Consider the following 16,854-nt stretch of genomic DNA (forward strand, 5'->3'; position numbering starts at 1 on the left):
ACGCCCGGCGCCCCTGATCCGCCGGGCACCGGGCGTCCTCGCGGCGGACCTCAGGCGCCGGCGAGCTCCGCGAGCTTCGCGCGCACCTGCGAGGCCGGGGGATTGGTGGCGGTGGTCCCGTCCGAGTACAGCGCGGTCGGCACGACCCGGTTACCGCCGTTGACGCTCTCGACGAACGCGGCGGCCTCCGCGTCCGCCTCCACGTCGATCTCCGTGTACCCGATCTCCTTCTCGTCCAGCAGCTTCTTGAGCCGGGTGCAGTACGGGCACCACGTGGTGGTGTAGAGGGTCAGGGCACCGGCGTCGTCGTTGGTCGTCACATCGCTCATGACGGGGTGTAACGCCCACGTCTGCGGGAATCATCCCGGGGGGAGGCCCCCGGCACGGTGTCCGACCCGGATGCCACGATGGGGGGCGTGAGTGACACGGGGCGAGGCGGCGGAGGAGGCGTGCGGACGGCCGGACGCGCAGGCGGTGCGGAGACCGTGCTGGAGGGGCTGGACCCACAGCAGCGGCGCGCGGTGCTGGCACCCCGCGGGCCCGTCTGCATCCTCGCCGGGGCGGGGACGGGCAAGACCCGCACCATCACCCGGCGCATCGCCCACCTCGTCACCACCGGGCACGTGCGCGGGGACCAGGTGCTCGCGGTGACGTTCACCGCACGCGCCGCCGGCGAACTGCGCATGCGGCTCGCGGGGCTGGGGGTCGCGGACGCCGGCACCGGGCCGGTGCAGGCACGGACCTTCCACTCGGCGGCCCTGCGCAACCTGTCGTACTTCTGGCCCCGCGTGTACGGGGAGGAGCCGTGGCAGCTGCTGGAGGGGCAGTTCCGCGCGGTCGCCCAGGCCGTGCGGCGCGCCGGACTCGACCCCGCCACCGAGACGATCCGCGACGTGCTGACAGAGATCGGCTGGGCCAAGTCGAGCCTGCTCACCCCGGACACGTACGCCGATCAGGCCGTCGCCCTCGGACGCGACCTGCCGGTCCCCGCTCCCGAGGTGGCCCGCGCGTTCCGCGCGTACGAGGACCTCAAGGTCTCCGGCCCGGTCCGGATGCTGGACTTCGACGATCTCCTGTCACACATGGCGGAGCTGGTCGAGGAGGTGCCGGCCATCGCGGAGGAGTTCCGGGACCGCTACCGCTGCTTCGTCGTGGACGAGTTCCAGGACGTCACACCGGCGCAGCAACGGCTGCTCACGGCGTGGCTGGGCAACCGCGACGACCTCACGGTGGTGGGTGACGTCAACCAGACGATCTACTCCTTCGCCGGTGCCGAGCCGGACTTCCTCCTCGGCTTCGCCGACCGGCACCCCGGCGCGACCGTGGTGCGGTTGGAATCCGACTACCGGTCGACCCCGCAGGTCGTGGACCTGGCCAACGCGGTGATCAACGCCGGGTCGGGCCGCTTTCGCAGCGCCGGCCTCACCCTGCGCGGCATGCGGCCCCCGGGGCCCGAACCGGTGCTCACCGAGTACGCCGACGAGGACTCGGAGGCCGAGGCGGTCGCGGCGGCGGTCGCCGACCTCGTGCACGGCGGGACCGACCCCGCCGAGATCGCCGTCCTGTACCGGGTCAACGCCCAGTCGGAGCGGATCGAGGCGGCGCTCGACGAGGCCGGCATCGGCTACCGGCTCAAGGGTGGGGAGGGGTTTTTCGAACGCCCCGTGGTGCGCCGGGCGATGTCGGCGATCGACCGCCTCGTCGACGGTTCGGACGAGGCGGGGGCCGCCGCACACGCGGAGCTGACCGACCCCGTGGACGTCGTGGCGATAATCCGGCGGGCCCTCGAGCCACTCGGCCTCACCGCTGCCGAACCGTCCGGCACCCAGGCCCGCGAGACATGGAACTCGCTGACGGCCCTGGTGGGCCTGGCGGAGGAGATCGCGACCGCCGAGAGTCGTCCGGGACTGCTCCCCGTCGTCGCCGGGCTACGCGAGCGCGCGGCCGCGCGGCACGCGCCGGACGAGCGCGGCGTGACGTTGGCCTCGATTCACGCCGCGAAGGGGTTGGAGTGGGACGCCGTGTTCCTCATCGGCGTCCACGAGGGCAGCCTGCCGATCAGTCACGCGATCAACGCGGGCCCGGACGCGATCGAGGAGGAGCGGCGGCTCCTGTACGTCGGGATCACCCGCGCCCGCGAGCACCTGTCGCTCTCGTGGAGTCGCAGCCGTCGCGCCGGTGGCCGCGCGACCCGACGGCCGAGCCGCTTCCTCGACCCCGTCCGGCCCGCGCAGTCCGCCGCGGCCCCCCGGCGGAGCACCGACTCATCCGACAAGGGGCGCTGCCGCGGGTGCGGGGAGAAGCTCAACGGGCCCATGCACCGGGCGCTGGGCCTGTGCCCGGAGTGTTCGGTCGAGATCGACACCGGGTTGTTCGAGCGACTGCGGGAGTGGCGCCGCGAGACCTCGGAGCGGATCGGCAAGCCCGCGTACACCGTGTTCACCAACGAGACCCTGGCTCAGATCGCCCGCGTTCGCCCCGCGGACACCCGCGCCCTGGGCCGGATCGGCGGGATCGGCGCACACAAACTCGGCGAGTACGGCGACGACGTGCTCAGGTTGGTCCGGGGGAGCTGACCCCTGCGCCGACGGCCGGACCCGTGCGCCGACGGCCGGGCCCGTGCGCCGACGGCCGCACCAGCGCGCCGATGGCGCCGGTCCGCGGCGGGGCGGTCAGTCCTCGCCGGGGAAGATCTCCGGGATCCAGCGCTGCACGATCTCCCGATACGGCGCCGACGCCTGGAGCTGGCACAGCATCCCGACCGACGCCGACAGCACGCGGTGGATCAGTACGTAGTCGCGCGGCAGGGCGAACGAGCGCGACGTGCGGAACTCGCGGCCCGACACGTCCCCGTAGACGGCCATGATGCCCTGCATCCACGCGCGGTCGAAGTGGAAGACCGGCTCGCGCATCGGCTCGATGAACGGGCCCAGGAACGCCATCGCGTCGGCGGGATCGAGCCCGCCGCGTCCCACGTACCCGGCCCGGGTCATGACCTCCACGAGCTGATCCGCGTCCTCGGCCAGCGCATGCCGCATCATGGCGACCAGGACGGGCGGCACACCCTCCGGAAGCGGGACGGAGGCGCCGAAGTCCAGGACCACCAGTCGACCGTCGTCGGCCAGCAGGAAGTTGCCCGGGTGGGGGTCGCCGTGCATCATCCGTGCGCGCACGGGCGAACTGAACTGGAACTCGGTGAGCAGCTCGCCGGCCAGGTTGCGTTCCCCGGGGCTGCCGTCGGCGGAGATCCGGCTCAGTGCGCGGCCGTCCGCCCATTCGGTGACCAGCACCTTCGGCGCGGAGGCGAGGACAGAGGGGACGCGGAACTGGCGGTCGTCCCGATAGGCGGCCGAGAAGACCCGTTGGGTGTCCGCCTCGGTGCGGTAGTCGAGCTCGCTCACCGTGCTGTCGTACAGCTCGTCGATGATCCCCCTGATGTCGGTGCCGGGGTTCAGGGGGCGCAGCAGCGGCGCGAGCCGGCGGAGTTGCCGCAGGTCCGAGCGCAGGGCCTCGTCGGCCCCGGGGTACTGGACCTTGACGGCGACCTCGCGACCGTCGGACCACACGGCCCGGTGGACCTGTCCGATGGACGCGGCCGCGGCGGCCTCGCCGTCGAAATCCGAGAACCGTTCCCGCCAGCGCAACCCCAGCTGGGCGTCCAGGACGCGCTCCACCTCGGCGGCGGGCAGCGGCGGCGCCTCGGACTGGAGTTTGGTCAGCGCCTCGCGGAACGGTTCGGCGTACTTGTCCGGCATCCCTGCCTCGAACACGCTCAGCGCCTGGCCGACCTTCATGGCCCCGCCCTTGAGTTCCCCGAGGACGGCGAAGACCTGCTCCGCGGCCTGGTCGGCGAGTTCCTCGGTCAGATCCCCGTCGCCCCGCCCGAAGGCGCGGCGGCCGAGCGACCCGGCGGCGCGCCCGGCGATGCCCAGTGGGAGTCCCGCGAGGCGTGCGGCGCGGCGGGACGAGGTACGGGGTAGATCGGACACGTCCCAATCATGACAGAGGACGCGGGCCGGGGGCGGCGCCACATTCGCAGCCCGGGGCCGCCGGCCACTCGAGCCGCCGCCACAGTCCTTCGGCGGGGTTGATCTCGACGGTGGCGCCGATGGTCTGCATCCGCCCGTGTGGTTCGCGGGTCGCGGAGACCTCCGCCAGGACGAGCGCGGCGGCGGCGGTGAGGGCGGGGACGCCGGCGTCGGGGGAGCGGCCGATGAGCTGGGCGGCGACGACCGGCCAGCGTGGGTCGCGGTGGGCCCGGAAGAGGTCGGCGCACCGCAGGCACGTGGTTCGGCCGGGCAGGACGGTCGGTCCCACCACGACCCGGCCGTCGCGGCAGTACACGTGCATGTGCGTCTGGCCGGCGCGGCCGAGTGCGGTGGTGAGCACGGGGTCCACGGCGACGGCCCCGGTGAGGATGACGAGGTCGGGGGCCTGCCCGCGGCGGAGCCAGGGCGGTCGCTCGGCGTCGAGGCCCAGGCCGGGGGCGGGGCCGGTGCTCACCCGGCACCCGTTGACGGACAGCGGTCCGCGCAGCACCTCCGAGACCTGTCCGACGCCCAGGATGTGGACGCGCCGTACCGGGGCGGGCCGGGGCCGGGCGGGGTGCGCCGACGGCGTGGGCGGCAGCGCGTCCGTGCGGTCGGTGTCGAGGTGGACGTGGCCGAGCTCCGCGAGCCCGACGAGGATCCGTGCGACCGCGGCCCGTCCCGCCGTGTCGATCCCCGCGCGTCGGGCCGCGGCGTCGAGGTCGGTGTCCCCGTCGAGGCGGCTGAGCAGGGCGGCGAGGCGGCGCGCGTCGAGCTCGGCGGGGGCCTCGACGATCACCGCCCTGTCCGGCGCGAGTCCGACCTGGACGGTGCGGCCGTCGCGGGCGACCACCACCGTGCCGGGGCGCAGCGTCGCGCGGACCGCCGGAGGGGCGCCGGGCCGGGCGGGCGCGGCGGAGGTGGGCTCGACCTCGACGGGGGTCGGTATGACGACGGCCGGTCGCGGGGCGGGCCCGTGGCCGGAGGCGGGCGCGGTGAGCGGGCTGGACTGGGTCACGGCCGTCATCGTGGCACGCGGTCGTGGCGCGGAGCCGTCCGGAATCGGGGTATTCCACAGGGCGCCCGGGGCGGGTCGGGAGTGGGGACAGCGAGGCGCCGGTCGCGCGTCGGGGTGGTCTACGGTGGTCGGCGTGCCGCCCGCTCCCCGTCCCGCCAGCCGTTCCTCGGACCCGTCGGGGGAGGGCCCGGTAGAGACGCCGGCGCTGCCCACGGACCCGGACGACCCGCGGATCGAGATCCGTCGGTCCCGCAGGCGCACGCGGACGGTGTCGGCGCGGGTGGAGGGCGAGACGGTGGTGGTGCTCATGCCCGCCGGCCTGCCCCGGGCCGAGGAACGACGCCTGGTGTCGGACATGCTCGCCCGACTGGCGCGGTCGGGTCGTCGGCGGGGCGCGAGGTCGTCGGACTCGGACCTGATGCGCCGGGCCACCGGGTTGTCGGAACGGTGGCTGGACGGGCGGGCGCGGCCCGAGTCGGTGCGGTGGGTGCCGACGATGACCACGCGGTGGGCGTCGTGTTCACCGGGGTCGCGGCAGATCCGCATCAGCGAGGCGCTGCGGGACGTGCCCGCGTATGTACTGGACTACGTGCTCGTCCACGAGCTGGTCCACCTGGTGGTGCCGGGGGGTCACCCGCCGGAGTTCTGGGAGGTCGTGCGCCGGTACCCGCGGGCGGAGCGGGCGATGGGGTACCTCGAGGCGTACTCACGGGTGCTCCGCGGCGGCGCCGGCGGGAGCGGCGGGCCGGGTGCCGCGGACGAGGCCCTCCCCGGCGGCGATGCCGGGGAGGGCCTGGGCGACCTGGTCGAGGGCGACGACGACGAGGACGGCTGCCCCTGACGGGCCCGCCCGCGACGGGGTGGGCGGATCAGTCCGCGTCGCGCGGGCCCCGGGTGTCGGTGCCGTCGCCGGTCCCGCCGCCCGACTCGCGGAGGAACTTCTCGATCTCGTCGACCCCGCTGGGATCGCCGGTGGACTCGTCGAGCAGCCGGTCGATCACCGCGGCGGGGTTCTCGAGGTCCTCTCCGACGGGGAGGAGGTCGGGGTGGCTCCAGAGGCCGTCGCGACGTTCGGTGCCGACGGCCTCGCCGACGCGCCGCCACAGCTCGGAGGCCTCACGGGCCAGACGCGGCCGCAGCTCGAGCCCGACGAGGGACGAGAAGGCCTGCTCGGCCGCGCCCCCGGTCGCGCGGCGCCGCAGCCACATCTCGCGGAGCTTGTCGGCGCTGGGCAGGCGGTCGCCGACGGCGGCGGTGACGACGGCGTCCACCCAGCCCTCGACGAGCGCGAGCAGGGTCTCGAGGCGGCCGAGGGCGGCCTCGTTGACGTTGGTGACCTTGGGGCCGATCGCGCCGGCGCCGCCGGAGAGCAGCTCCTGCAGTTTGGCGGGGTCCTGCAGCATCGACGGGTCCAGGCCGGAGGCGAGGTCGTCGAGGCCGGAGGTGTCGACGCGGATGCCGCGGGCGTACTCCTCCACTGTGGCGAGGAAGCGGGCGCGCAGCCAGGGGGCGCCGTTGAACAGGCGGAGGTGGGCGGCCTCGCGGGCGGCGAGGAAGACCACGACCTCCTGGCGCGGCAGCTCCAGCTCGTCGGCGAACGCGTCGATCGCGGCGGGGCAGAGGGCGGCGACGCCGTCGGCGCCGAACGGGATGCCCACCTCGGAGGAGAAGAGCACGGCGGGGGCGAGCTTGCCGAGGCCCTGGCCCAGCTGCATGCCGAAACCCATCCCGCCCATCTGGTCGAGCATGCCGAGCAGCGGGCCGGCGAGCTGGCGCGCCTCCTCGGGCATGGCGCCCTTGGTGGCCGAGTTCATCTGCTCGGCCACGGGGGTGCAGATCTTCTCCCAGGTGGGCAGGGACTGCTCGACCCACTGCTGCGGGGTCCAGACCTCGGTGCGGTGGACGCCGGAGGGGAACAGGGTGGTCTCGTCGAGCCAGAGCTCGGCGAGCCGGACGGACTCCTGGGCGGCGGTGCGCGAGGAGTCGGTGATCACGGGCGTGCGGCCGAGCGCCTGCAGGGCGACGGTCCGGGCCAGTTGGTAGTTGACGGGGCCGGAACTGCCGGGCCCGGACATGGCGGATCCCATGGAGCCGAGCATCTGCCCGAACTGGGAGAGCATCTGACCGAGGTTGCCGAACTGCGAGGGGTCGAAGCCGCCGGGGCCACCGAAGCCACCGGGGCCGCCCGGACCGCCGGAACCGCCGGATCCACCCGGGTTGCGGTCCCGGTCGTCGTCGCGCCCGTCGTCGTCGGAGGCGGAGAAACCGAAGGGCTGGTTCATGCCACAACGGTACAGCGTGCAGGGGTGCGGGGTCCGGCCGCGCCGCGCCCGCGCGGGTGGTCGGTCTACCCTTGCCCCCGTGAGTCGCCGCCTGTTCACCGTCCTCGCCGCGCTGGTCCCGGCGGTACTGCTGCTCGTCCTGGCGACGTCGGCGACAGTGCCGCTGGTCTCGATGGGTCCGGGACCCACGTACGACACGCTCGGCGTGGCGGAGGTGGAGTCGTCGGAGGGCGAGCCCGAGCGGGTGCCGGTGGTGGACGTGGTGGGCCGGCCGGCGGACGAGACGTCGGGGGCGCTGCTCATGACGACGGTGGCGGTGCGCGACCGGCTGACGTTGCTCGACGCGGCGCGGTTCTGGCTGGACCCGGCCCAGGTCGTCGTGCCGCGGGATCAGGTGTTCCCGCCGGACCGCTCGCGCGACGAGGTCCGCGAGTCCAACGCCGCGCAGATGGTCGGGTCGGAGAACTCGGCCGAGGCGGCCGCCTACCGCTTCCTGGGGATCCCGATGCAGCCCCGCGTGGAGGGGGTGGAGCCCGAGGGAGCCGCCGCAGGTCGTCTCGAGGAGGGTGACGTGCTGACCTCGGTCGACGGGGAGCCGGTGGAGGACGCGGCGGCGGTGGTCGAGCGGGTGGGCGAGCGCCGCGCGGGGGACGAGATCACGATCGGGTTCACCCGGGACGGCCGTGAGGGGTCGACGACGACGAGGTTGCTCCCGGCGGGGGCGGACGGCGATCCCGGGCAGGGCCGACTGGGCATCCTGGTCGGGGACTCGCCGGCGGACGGCACCGACGTGGAGATCACGGTGGATCCGGGCGTCGGCGGTCCCTCGGCGGGCCTGGTGCTCGCCCTGACGATCGTGGACAAGCTGTCGCCGGGCGAGGCGACCGGGGGAGCGCGGGTCGCGGGCTCGGGGACGATCGAGCCCGACGGCACGGTCGGGCCGATCGGCGGGATCCGGCACAAGATCCGGGCCGCGCACGAGGCGGGGGCGGGCGAGTTCCTGGTGCCCGCCGCCAACTGTGCGGAGGCTGTGCAGAACCCTCCCGACGGCATCCGGCTCCTCGAGGTCTCGACCCTGGGCGGCGCGGTGGACGCGCTGGAGACGGCCGCTTCCGGGGGTCAGCCACCGACCTGCGGCTGAGGCGGCGCTTTTCCGTAAGGTGGGACCCACGAGCATGTCCGCCCCAGCAGTGCAGGAGCATCCCAGGTGTCCGTCCGCCCACCCGGTAACCCCCCGGGACGGCCTATCGCGATCTCGCGTCGCGGTCGGGCCGTCGCCGTCGCCGTCGTCGTCCTCATCCTCCTCATCCAGGTCCTGCCGCGGCTGAACACCGCCTACACGGACTGGTTGTGGTTCGGCAGCGTCGACGCCTCGAGTGTCTTCCGCACCGAGTTGCTCACGCGGCTCGGGGTGTTCGTCGTGGTCGCGCTGCTCGTGGGGCTGGCGGTGACGGCGGGCATCCTGTTGGCGTACCGCTCCCGACCGGTCTTCCTCTCCCAGCCGGGGATGCCTGACGCGCTGGCCCGCTACCGCGCGGCCATGGGCGCCTCGCCCGCGCGGACCGTGTTCTGGATCCCGGCGGTGCTCGCCGTCCTGGCCGGCTCGGTCGCGCAGACGGGCTGGCAGACGGTGCTCGCGTTCGTCAACTCGACCCCGTTCGGTCAGACCGACCCCCAGTTCGGACTGGACATCTCCTTCTACGCGTTCGAGCTGCCCATGTGGCGGGCGATCGTCACGTGGGTGATGGTGACGATCGTCCTGACGTTCTTCGCCAACCTGTTCACGCACTACATCTTCGGCGGCCTGCGTCCCGGTGCCCGTGAGGGCGCGCTGACCCGCGCGGCCCGTATCCAGCTGGTCACCCTGGCGGGGCTGTTCGTCCTGGCCAAGGCCGCCGCCTACTGGCTCGACCGGTACGAGTTGCTGTTCAGCGAGAACGCCACGTTCACCGGTGCCAGCTACACCGACGTCAACGCCCTCATGCCGGCGAAGATCTTCATGTTCTCGGTGGCGCTCGTCTGCGCGGTCGCGTTCTTCTCCGCCATCGTCATCCGCGATCTGCGGATCCCCGCGCTGGCCACCGTGCTGCTGCTGTTCTCGGCCCTGGTGGTGGGTTCCGCGTGGCCGCTCGCGGTCGAGCAGTTCTCGGTCAACCCCAACCGTGCCGAGAAGGAGCGGGAGTACATCGCGCGCAACATCGAGGCGACCCGCGCGGCGTACGACATCGGCGACGACCGGGTGACGTACCTCGACAACTGGGGGGCGGCCAACCCGAACCCCCGCGAGGCCGCGTCGGACATCACCACGCTGTCCAACGTCCGTGTGCTGGACCCCAACGTGCTGGCGCCGACGTTCACCCAGCAGCAGCAGCTGCGCAACTTCTACGGGTTCCCCGAGACGCTGAGCATCGACCGGTACACGATCGACGGCGAGATGCAGGACTTCCTGGTGGCGGCGCGCGAGCTCAACCCGGCGTCGTTGCAGGCCAACCAGCGGGACTGGATCAACCGTCACACGGTGTACACGCACGGCAACGGGTTCGTCGCCGCGCCGGCGAACCGGGTCAACGAGATCGCCGACGACGCGGGCTCGGACCGCGGCGGCCTCCCGAACTACCAGGTCTCGGACCTCGACGCGATCAACAACGGCGAGGACATGATGATCCCGGTCACGCAGCCGCGGATCTACTTCGGCGAGCTCATCGCCCAGTCGGATCCCGACTACGCGATCGTCGGCGACAACGGCGACGGGCCGCGGGAGTACGACACCGACACCGAGCAGTACACCTACACCGGCGAGGGCGGCGTGCCGATCGGCGGCTGGGTCAACCGGATCGCGTACGCGCTGAAGTTCGCCGAGCGCAACATCCTCTTGTCGAGCCTGATCGGTGACGACTCGAAGATCCTGTACGACCGGGACCCGCGCGACCGGGTGCAGAAGGTCGCCCCGTGGCTCACGACGGACACCAACACCTACCCGGCGGTGATCGACGGGCGCATCAAGTGGATCGTCGACGGGTACACGACGCTGAAGACCTACCCGTACGCCGAGCTCAGCTCGCTGGAGGCCATGACCTCGGACTCGCTGAGCAACGGCAGCGGCCGCGTCCTGCCGGACGAGGAGGTCTCGTACATCCGGAACTCGGTCAAGGCCACGGTCGACGCCTACGACGGCACGGTGGATCTGTACGCGTTCGACGAGTCGGACCCGGTGCTGCAGACGTGGATGAAGGCGCTGCCGGGCATCGTGCAGCCGCGTGACGCGATCTCGGAGGAGTTGTCCGAGCACCTGCGCTACCCCGAGGATCTGTTCAAGGTGCAGCGGGAGCTGCTCGCGAAGTACCAGGTCGACGATCCGGGGCAGTTCTTCACCAACGACGCGTTCTGGTCGGTGCCGTCCGACCCGACCGTGACCTCCTCGATCCAGAACCCGCAGACCCCGCCGGCGGCGGGTCCCGGGTCCGCTCCCGCCCCCGGGGCCGGGACCGCGGGCGGCCCGGCGGGTGCGCAGACCGTGGATCGCGACGGGCCGAGCCAGCCGCCGTATTACGTGGTGGCCTCGGACCCGACGGACCCGGAGTCGGACGAACCGTCGTTCCAGCTCATCTCCGCCTTCCGTGGGTATGAGCGCGAGTTCCTCGCCGCGCACATGTCGGCGAGTTCCGACCCGGACACCTATGGGCAGATCACAGTGCGCGTCCAGCGTCGGACCGAGCCGTTGGCGCAGGGCCCGAACCAGGCGCAGGACATCATGATCGCCTCGCCCGCGATCGCCCAGGACCGCCGCCTGTGGGGCGAGACGGCCGAGATCACCGAGGGCAACCTGCTCGCGCTGCCGTTGGCCGGGGACTCGGTGTTGTACGTCGAGCCGATCTACACGCAGCGCAAGGACCAGGACTCGGCGTTCCCGCGCCTGCTCCGCGTGATGGTGAGCTATGACCGGGCCGTCGGTTACGCGCCCACGCTGTACGAGGCGCTGCAGCAGGTCGGGATCGAGACGGACCCCGACGCGGTGCGCATCGACGAGACGGGCCAGGCCGAGGCGCAGGCGGAGGGCAGCACGCCGCGGCCCGCCGCGGGCACGGCCCCGCGGCCGTCCGCGCCCGCGGGTGGCGGCGGGGGAGGTGGCGACGACGCCTCCCGCGCGGCCGCCGTCTCCGAGCTCAACGCGGCGCTGAACGCCGTGCGCTCGGCGCAGAGCGGGGGAGACCTCTCGGACCTGGGGCAGGCCCTCGAGGAGCTGCAGGCCGCGGTCGACGCCTACCAGGCGCTCGGCAACGGCGCCGGCAACTGACGCATCGCCCCCTCACGCCCGGGCCGGTCCCCTCACCGGGGCCGGTCCGGGCGTGGTCGTCCGGCCGATTTGCTTTGTCCGTTCAATGGCACGTAGTGTCATAGACGCAATCGACGCGGGGTGGAGCAGCTCGGTAGCTCGCTGGGCTCATAACCCAGAGGTCGCAGGTTCAAATCCTGTCCCCGCTACCACGTGAACGACGAAGGGCCCCTCCTCACGGAGGGGCCCTTCGTCGTTCCCGCGCCCGGCCCTACGCCCGCGCCCGGCACTTCGCCTGCGCATCGGCTCGCGCGGGGCCCGGCGGGAGAGGGCGAACCCTGGTCCGCGGGGAGGTTCCGTCCGCCGATTCGTGGTTCGCGCGCGGTCTTTGCTAACCTCATAACCGACCGAGGCGCGAACGAGCGGGACACCGTTCAGGCGCCGGACGGTCGAACTTCATCCGGGTGTCACCCGGGTGAGCGTCGCGGGGTGGAGCAGCTCGGTAGCTCGCTGGGCTCATAACCCAGAGGTCGCAGGTTCAAATCCTGTCCCCGCTACCACGTACTCAGGCCCGGTTCCCGTCAGGGAGCCGGGCCTGAGACCATTTCGGTGACCACCCCACCGTCCGCATGTCCGGGCTAGTGTCCGAGCCGCGCGCGTCATCACCGCGCGCCGTCCCGGGCGCCGCCCGCCGGATGTGGAGTGGACCCCGGAGGAGACCTGGTGTGAAGACCCGCGCCGCCATCGTCGAGGGACCGGGGCAGCCGTTCCGCCTCGTCGAGCTGGACATCGATGAACCCCGCCCGGACGAGATCCTGGTCAGGATCAAGGCCGTCGGCCTGTGCCACACGGACCTGACGATCAAGGAGATGCTCCCGGCGGAGATGTTCCCCCGGGTCTTCGGTCACGAGGGCGCGGGCGTGGTCGAGGCGGTGGGCTCCGAGATCGAGGGGGTCGCGGTCGGCGACCAGGTGGTGATGAGCTTCCGCTCCTGCCGCGAGTGCGAGAGGTGTCGCACCGGCGGCGTCGGCTACTGCGAGCAGACGATGGCCCTGAACTACATGGGTTACCGTCTCGACGGCAGCACGACCCTCCATCGTGACGGTACGGCCGTCTCGGGATCGTTCTTCGGCCAGTCGAGTTTCTCCGAGCTGGCCATCGGCAGCCCGGACAACGTCGTCGTCATCGACCCGGACGTCGACCTCTCGGTCGCCGCGCCGTTCGGCTGCGGGTTCCAGACCGGCGCCGGGGCGGTCCTCAACACGATTGACCCCGACCCCGGATCCAGTCTGGTGGTCTACGGCGTGGGTGCGGTCGGGCTGGCGGCGGTGGCCGCGGCCGCGGCCCGCGGGGGCGGGACGATCATCGCCGTCGACACCAAGGACTCCAGGCTCGATCACGCTGCCCGCTTCGGCGCGGTGGGGATCAACCCCGGCGGGCTTCCGGACGGGGCCGTCGTCGACGAGGTCAGGAAGCTCACCGGGGGCGGCGCCACGGCGGCGATCGATACCACAGCTGTACCCGCGGTCATCTCCCAGGCGGTCCGCGCACTCGCGCCCCGCGGCACGCTCGTGGTGGTGGGGCTGGGAGAGTCGCGGCTCGAACTCGACGCCGTGGACCTCATGCAGAACGGCAAGATCGTCCGGGGCTGCATCGAGGGTGACTCGGACCCGCTGACGATGATCCCCGAACTCTTGGCGATGCAGTCCTCCGGCGCCCTCCGGCTGGACGATCTCATCACCACCTACCGGTTCGACGAGATCAACACCGCCGTGGCGGACGTCGCGGCCGGCGAGGTGGTCAAACCCGTGCTCGTGTTCTGACCCCGCGACGACCCCGCGACTCGTACAGTAGACACATGTCTGATCAGGTGTCCGCCGCGGACACACAGCAGGCCCGACGGTAGGAGAGTCCCCCATGACCACCTCGCTCGACCGCGACGCCTTCCTCATCGGTACCCAGTGGCGTTCCCCGGCCTCTGACGCCGTGATCGAGGTCGTCAGCCCGCACACCGAAGAGGTCGTCGCCCGGGTTCCCGAGGGATCGGTGGCGGATATGGACGCCGCGGTCGCGGCCGCCCGCGAGGCGTTCGACCACGGTCCGTGGCCCCGGATGAGCCCGGACGAGCGGATCGCGGTCGTGGCCCGTCTGTCGGAGCTGTACGCCGCGCGGCTCGACGATATGGCGACCGTCATCTCCACCGAGATGGGGTCCCCGATCTCCTTCAGCAAGCTCGCCCAGGCACCCGTCCCGTGGATGCAGATCGAATCGTTCCTCACGATCGCCCGCGAGTTCCCGTGGGAGGAGACGCGCCCGGGGGCCCTGGGCGGTGAGGTCGTGGTGCGCCACGAGCCGGTGGGCGTGGTCGCGGCGATCCCGCCGTGGAACGTGCCGCAGTTCACGGTGCTGTCCAAGCTCATCCCGGCGCTGCTGACGGGGTGCACGATCGTCGTCAAACCGGCGCCCGAGACCCCGCTGGACACCTACCTCCTGGGTGAACTGCTCATCGAGGCCGGGGTGCCCGAGGGCGTCGTCAGTATCGTCGCCGGCGGCCGCGAGGTGGGTGAGCACCTCGTCCGCCACCCGGGGATCGACAAGGTGGCCTTCACCGGCTCCACCGCCGCCGGCAGAAAGATCGGGGCCATCTGCGGCGAGCAGCTCAAGCGGTGCTCGCTGGAGCTGGGTGGCAAGTCCGCGGCGATCGTCCTCGACGACGCGGACCTGACGGCCGTGGTCGAGGGCCTGAAGTTCCTCGGGGTGATGAACTCGGGGCAGGCCTGCGTGGCGCAGACCCGCGTCCTGGTGAGTCGAGACCGGCACGACGAGGTGGCACGGGCGCTGGCCGAGGGCATCGGCTCGATGGTGGTGGGCGACCCGCTCGACCCGGCCACCGAGATCGGGCCGATGGTGGCCCGCCGGCAGCAGGAGCGGGTGAACTCCTACATCGAGATCGGGCAGCAGGAGGGTGCGACGCTCCTGGCCGGCGGAACCGACCGGCCCGAGGGGCTGGACACGGGCTGGTACGTGCGGCCGACGGTGTTCGCGGATGTGGACAATTCCATGCGGATCGCCCGGGAGGAGATCTTCGGTCCCGTGCTCTCCGTGATCGCGTATGACGACGTGGACGATGCGGTCCGCATCGCCAACGACTCGGACTACGGCCTGGCCGGCACGGTGTGGACCGCCGACCGTGAGGTGGGGCTCGGCGTCGCCCGCCGGGTCCGGACCGGCACCTACGGCGTGAACACCTACACCATGGACTTCGCGGCCCCGTTCGGCGGGTTCAAGGCGTCGGGCGTCGGGCGGGAGTTCGGACCGGAGGGGCTCGCCCAGTACACCGAGCTCAAGAGCGTGTACCTCGACGGCCCCGCCGTGGCCGGGGCCTGACGGGCGATGGGAGACACCGGAGAGATCCTCGCGATCCACGACGTCGACCGCGTCCGCACCCTGACGCTGTCGCGGCCCGATGCGCTCAACGCCTTCAACGAGGCGCTGTACGACGCGACGACCATCGCCCTACGCGAGGCGGCCGCCGACCCGGCGGTGGCCGTCGTGGTGATCACGGGTGAGGGCAGGGCGTTCAGCGCGGGCACCGACCTGCTGGAGATGGGGGAGCGGGTCGGCAACCCCGACTTCGTCCCGGGCGAACACGGGTTCCTCGGGCTGATCGACGCCCTCGCCGACTTCGACAAGCCCCTGGTCCTGGCGATCAACGGTCTGGGACTGGGCATCGGTATGACGATCATCGGCTTCGCCGACCTGGTGTTCATGGCGGACGACGCCCGGCTCAAGTGCCCGTTCACGAGCCTGGGCGTCGCTCCGGAGGCGGCGTCGAGTTACCTGCTGCCCAGGCTCGTGGGTCGCCAGAACGCCGCGTGGGCGCTGCTGTCGTCGGAGTGGATCAGCGCCCGCGAAGCCCACGAGATGGGGCTGGTGTGGCGACTGTGCGCCCCCGCGGTCCTGCAGGAGGTCGCCCGCACGCACGCGGCCCGGCTGGCCCGCCTGCCCATCTCGAGCCTGCGGGCGGTCAAGAGGACGATCACCGAACCGTTCGCACGGCAGATCGCCGAGGCTCGCGAGCGGGAGAACCGCTGCTTCGCCGAGCTCATGGGCGGCCCCGCCAACGCCGAGGCCCTCGCGGCGTTCGCCGAGGGCCGCACGCCCGACTTCACGTCGCTGCCCGGCGGCGCCTGAGGACGCCACGCGGCAACCGCCGCCCGCCCCGGCCGCCCCGCCCGCCCAGGCCGGGCGCAGTCGGGCACAGTCGGCCGGGGAGCGCGAGATCAGACGCGGGTGCCGGACCAGAGGAGATACTCCCATTCCATGCGGCCGCCGCCGAGATCTGCGGACCGTGCGAGCTCGGTCAGTTCCGCGTCGAGCGTGCGGACCGCGTCGGGATCGTCCGCGATCGCCGCGTAGACCGCGATGGTCGGACCGTAGGCGGACTTGAAGAATCCCAGGAAGTCCTCGCCGCCGGGGAAACAGTCCACGGTCAGCGCCTCCGTGGCGGTGACGACGTCCTGCACGTCCGAGCCGAAGAGGCCGGCCACGTGCCCCGCATCGCCCCACCGGGGTGGCGGCTGGGCACCGGGAGGCGGCGGCGGAGCGTACGGCTTCATGATGGCGAACATCCGACCGATGAACCCGGACGGCGTCCAGTTCGCCAGCACGATCCGCCCGCCCGGTCGGACCACCCGGAGGACCTCGCGGGCAGCGGCGTCATGATGGGGCGCGAACATGATCCCCACCGTCGAGATGGCGACGTCGAACTCGCCGTCGTCGAACGGCAGTGACTCCGCGTCCGCGACCCTCCACGTCAGATCCACGCCCTCGGCCTCGGCGCGGGCGCGCCCCGCGTCGAGCAGTTCGGGGGTCAGATCCGTCGCGATGACCTCCGCGCCCGTGCGCGCGGCGGGGATCGAGGCGTTGCCGGAACCGGCCGCGATGTCGATCACCCGGTCCCCGGGCCCGATCCCGGCCGCGTCGACCACGCGCGGTCCGAGGCCCGGGATGACGCGGTCGGCGACCTGTGGGTAGTCACCCGACGCCCACATCGAACGGTGTCTGGCCTTCACCCGGGCGTCGGCGGTGTCGGTCACTGAGTGTGTCATGACGGCCTCCTCGATGAGGTGTCTGGTGGTGGGACGTCTCGATCCTCCGCCGGCGCGGCGGAGGCCTCCAGTTCCGGATCTGAACCGGTCGCGATTCAGGAATCCGTACTGGTGTGGGCCGCCGATGCGCGGTCTACTGGTA

The 16,854-nt window shown here is 72.5% G+C and carries 12 protein-coding genes and 2 tRNA genes; 9 read left to right on the top strand and 5 right to left on the bottom strand.

The window, feature by feature from the left end:
* Window positions 1-50: 50 nt before the first annotated feature.
* The gene (locus tag RWK90_RS11560; protein WP_314037784.1) at window positions 51-329 is read right to left on the bottom strand and encodes a mycoredoxin; all 279 of its coding nucleotides are present in this window, start codon (window positions 327-329) and stop codon (window positions 51-53) included.
* 120 nt (window positions 330-449) lie between these two features.
* Between RWK90_RS11560 and RWK90_RS11565 the strand changes: the two genes are divergently transcribed.
* On the top strand, window positions 450-2,576 hold the full coding sequence (locus RWK90_RS11565; protein WP_314037785.1) for an ATP-dependent DNA helicase UvrD2: 2,127 nt from the start codon (window positions 450-452) through the stop codon (window positions 2,574-2,576).
* Between the two features lie 96 nt (window positions 2,577-2,672).
* On the opposite strand, the gene RWK90_RS11570 is transcribed toward RWK90_RS11565, so the two are convergent.
* Both RWK90_RS11570 and RWK90_RS11575 read right to left on the bottom strand, forming a co-directional pair.
* Complete coding sequence (locus tag RWK90_RS11570) at window positions 2,673-3,989, bottom strand: AarF/UbiB family protein (RefSeq protein WP_314037786.1); 1,317 nt, start codon at window positions 3,987-3,989, stop codon at window positions 2,673-2,675.
* A 7-nt stretch (window positions 3,990-3,996) separates the two neighbouring features.
* The gene (locus RWK90_RS11575) at window positions 3,997-5,046 is read right to left on the bottom strand and encodes a hypothetical protein (protein ID WP_314037787.1); all 1,050 of its coding nucleotides are present in this window, start codon (window positions 5,044-5,046) and stop codon (window positions 3,997-3,999) included.
* 133 nt (window positions 5,047-5,179) lie between these two features.
* On the opposite strand from RWK90_RS11575, the gene RWK90_RS11580 reads away from it, so the two are divergent.
* Entirely contained in the window at window positions 5,180-5,887 is a 708-nt protein-coding gene (locus RWK90_RS11580) for a M48 family metallopeptidase (protein WP_314037788.1), read from the top strand.
* A gap of 28 nt (window positions 5,888-5,915) precedes the next feature.
* Here RWK90_RS11580 and RWK90_RS11585 read toward each other — a convergent pair whose 3' ends face one another.
* Complete coding sequence (locus RWK90_RS11585; protein ID WP_314037789.1) at window positions 5,916-7,328, bottom strand: zinc-dependent metalloprotease; 1,413 nt, start codon at window positions 7,326-7,328, stop codon at window positions 5,916-5,918.
* Between the two features lie 79 nt (window positions 7,329-7,407).
* Between RWK90_RS11585 and RWK90_RS11590 the strand changes: the two genes are divergently transcribed.
* The 7 genes from RWK90_RS11590 to RWK90_RS11620 all read left to right on the top strand — a co-directional run bounded on the left by RWK90_RS11590 (window position 7,408) and on the right by RWK90_RS11620 (window position 15,795).
* The gene (locus tag RWK90_RS11590) at window positions 7,408-8,469 is read left to right on the top strand and encodes a S16 family serine protease (RefSeq protein ID WP_314037790.1); all 1,062 of its coding nucleotides are present in this window, start codon (window positions 7,408-7,410) and stop codon (window positions 8,467-8,469) included.
* A 66-nt stretch (window positions 8,470-8,535) separates the two neighbouring features.
* A complete protein-coding gene (locus RWK90_RS11595; protein ID WP_314037791.1) occupies window positions 8,536-11,622 on the top strand; it encodes a UPF0182 family protein in 3,087 nt (1,028 codons plus the stop codon).
* A 114-nt stretch (window positions 11,623-11,736) separates the two neighbouring features.
* Window positions 11,737-11,813: transfer RNA gene (locus tag RWK90_RS11600), tRNA-Met, on the top strand.
* 271 nt (window positions 11,814-12,084) lie between these two features.
* Window positions 12,085-12,161 (top strand) — tRNA-Met (locus tag RWK90_RS11605).
* Window positions 12,162-12,326: 165 nt separating this feature from the next.
* Window positions 12,327-13,424, top strand: coding sequence for an NAD(P)-dependent alcohol dehydrogenase (locus RWK90_RS11610; protein ID WP_314037792.1), 1,098 nt, complete (start codon window positions 12,327-12,329; stop codon window positions 13,422-13,424).
* Between the two features lie 94 nt (window positions 13,425-13,518).
* On the top strand, window positions 13,519-14,988 hold the full coding sequence (locus RWK90_RS11615) for an aldehyde dehydrogenase (protein ID WP_314037793.1): 1,470 nt from the start codon (window positions 13,519-13,521) through the stop codon (window positions 14,986-14,988).
* Window positions 14,989-14,994: 6 nt separating this feature from the next.
* Entirely contained in the window at window positions 14,995-15,795 is an 801-nt protein-coding gene (locus RWK90_RS11620) for an enoyl-CoA hydratase-related protein (protein ID WP_314037794.1), read from the top strand.
* An 89-nt stretch (window positions 15,796-15,884) separates the two neighbouring features.
* Here the strand turns inward: RWK90_RS11620 and RWK90_RS11625 are convergent, their stop codons facing one another.
* Window positions 15,885-16,712, bottom strand: coding sequence for a class I SAM-dependent methyltransferase (locus tag RWK90_RS11625; RefSeq protein ID WP_314037795.1), 828 nt, complete (start codon window positions 16,710-16,712; stop codon window positions 15,885-15,887).
* Window positions 16,713-16,854: the final 142 nt, after the last annotated feature.

The sequence above is a fragment of the Dietzia sp. CH92 genome (assembly GCF_032248695.1).
GTDB lineage: Bacteria > Actinomycetota > Actinomycetes > Mycobacteriales > Mycobacteriaceae > Dietzia.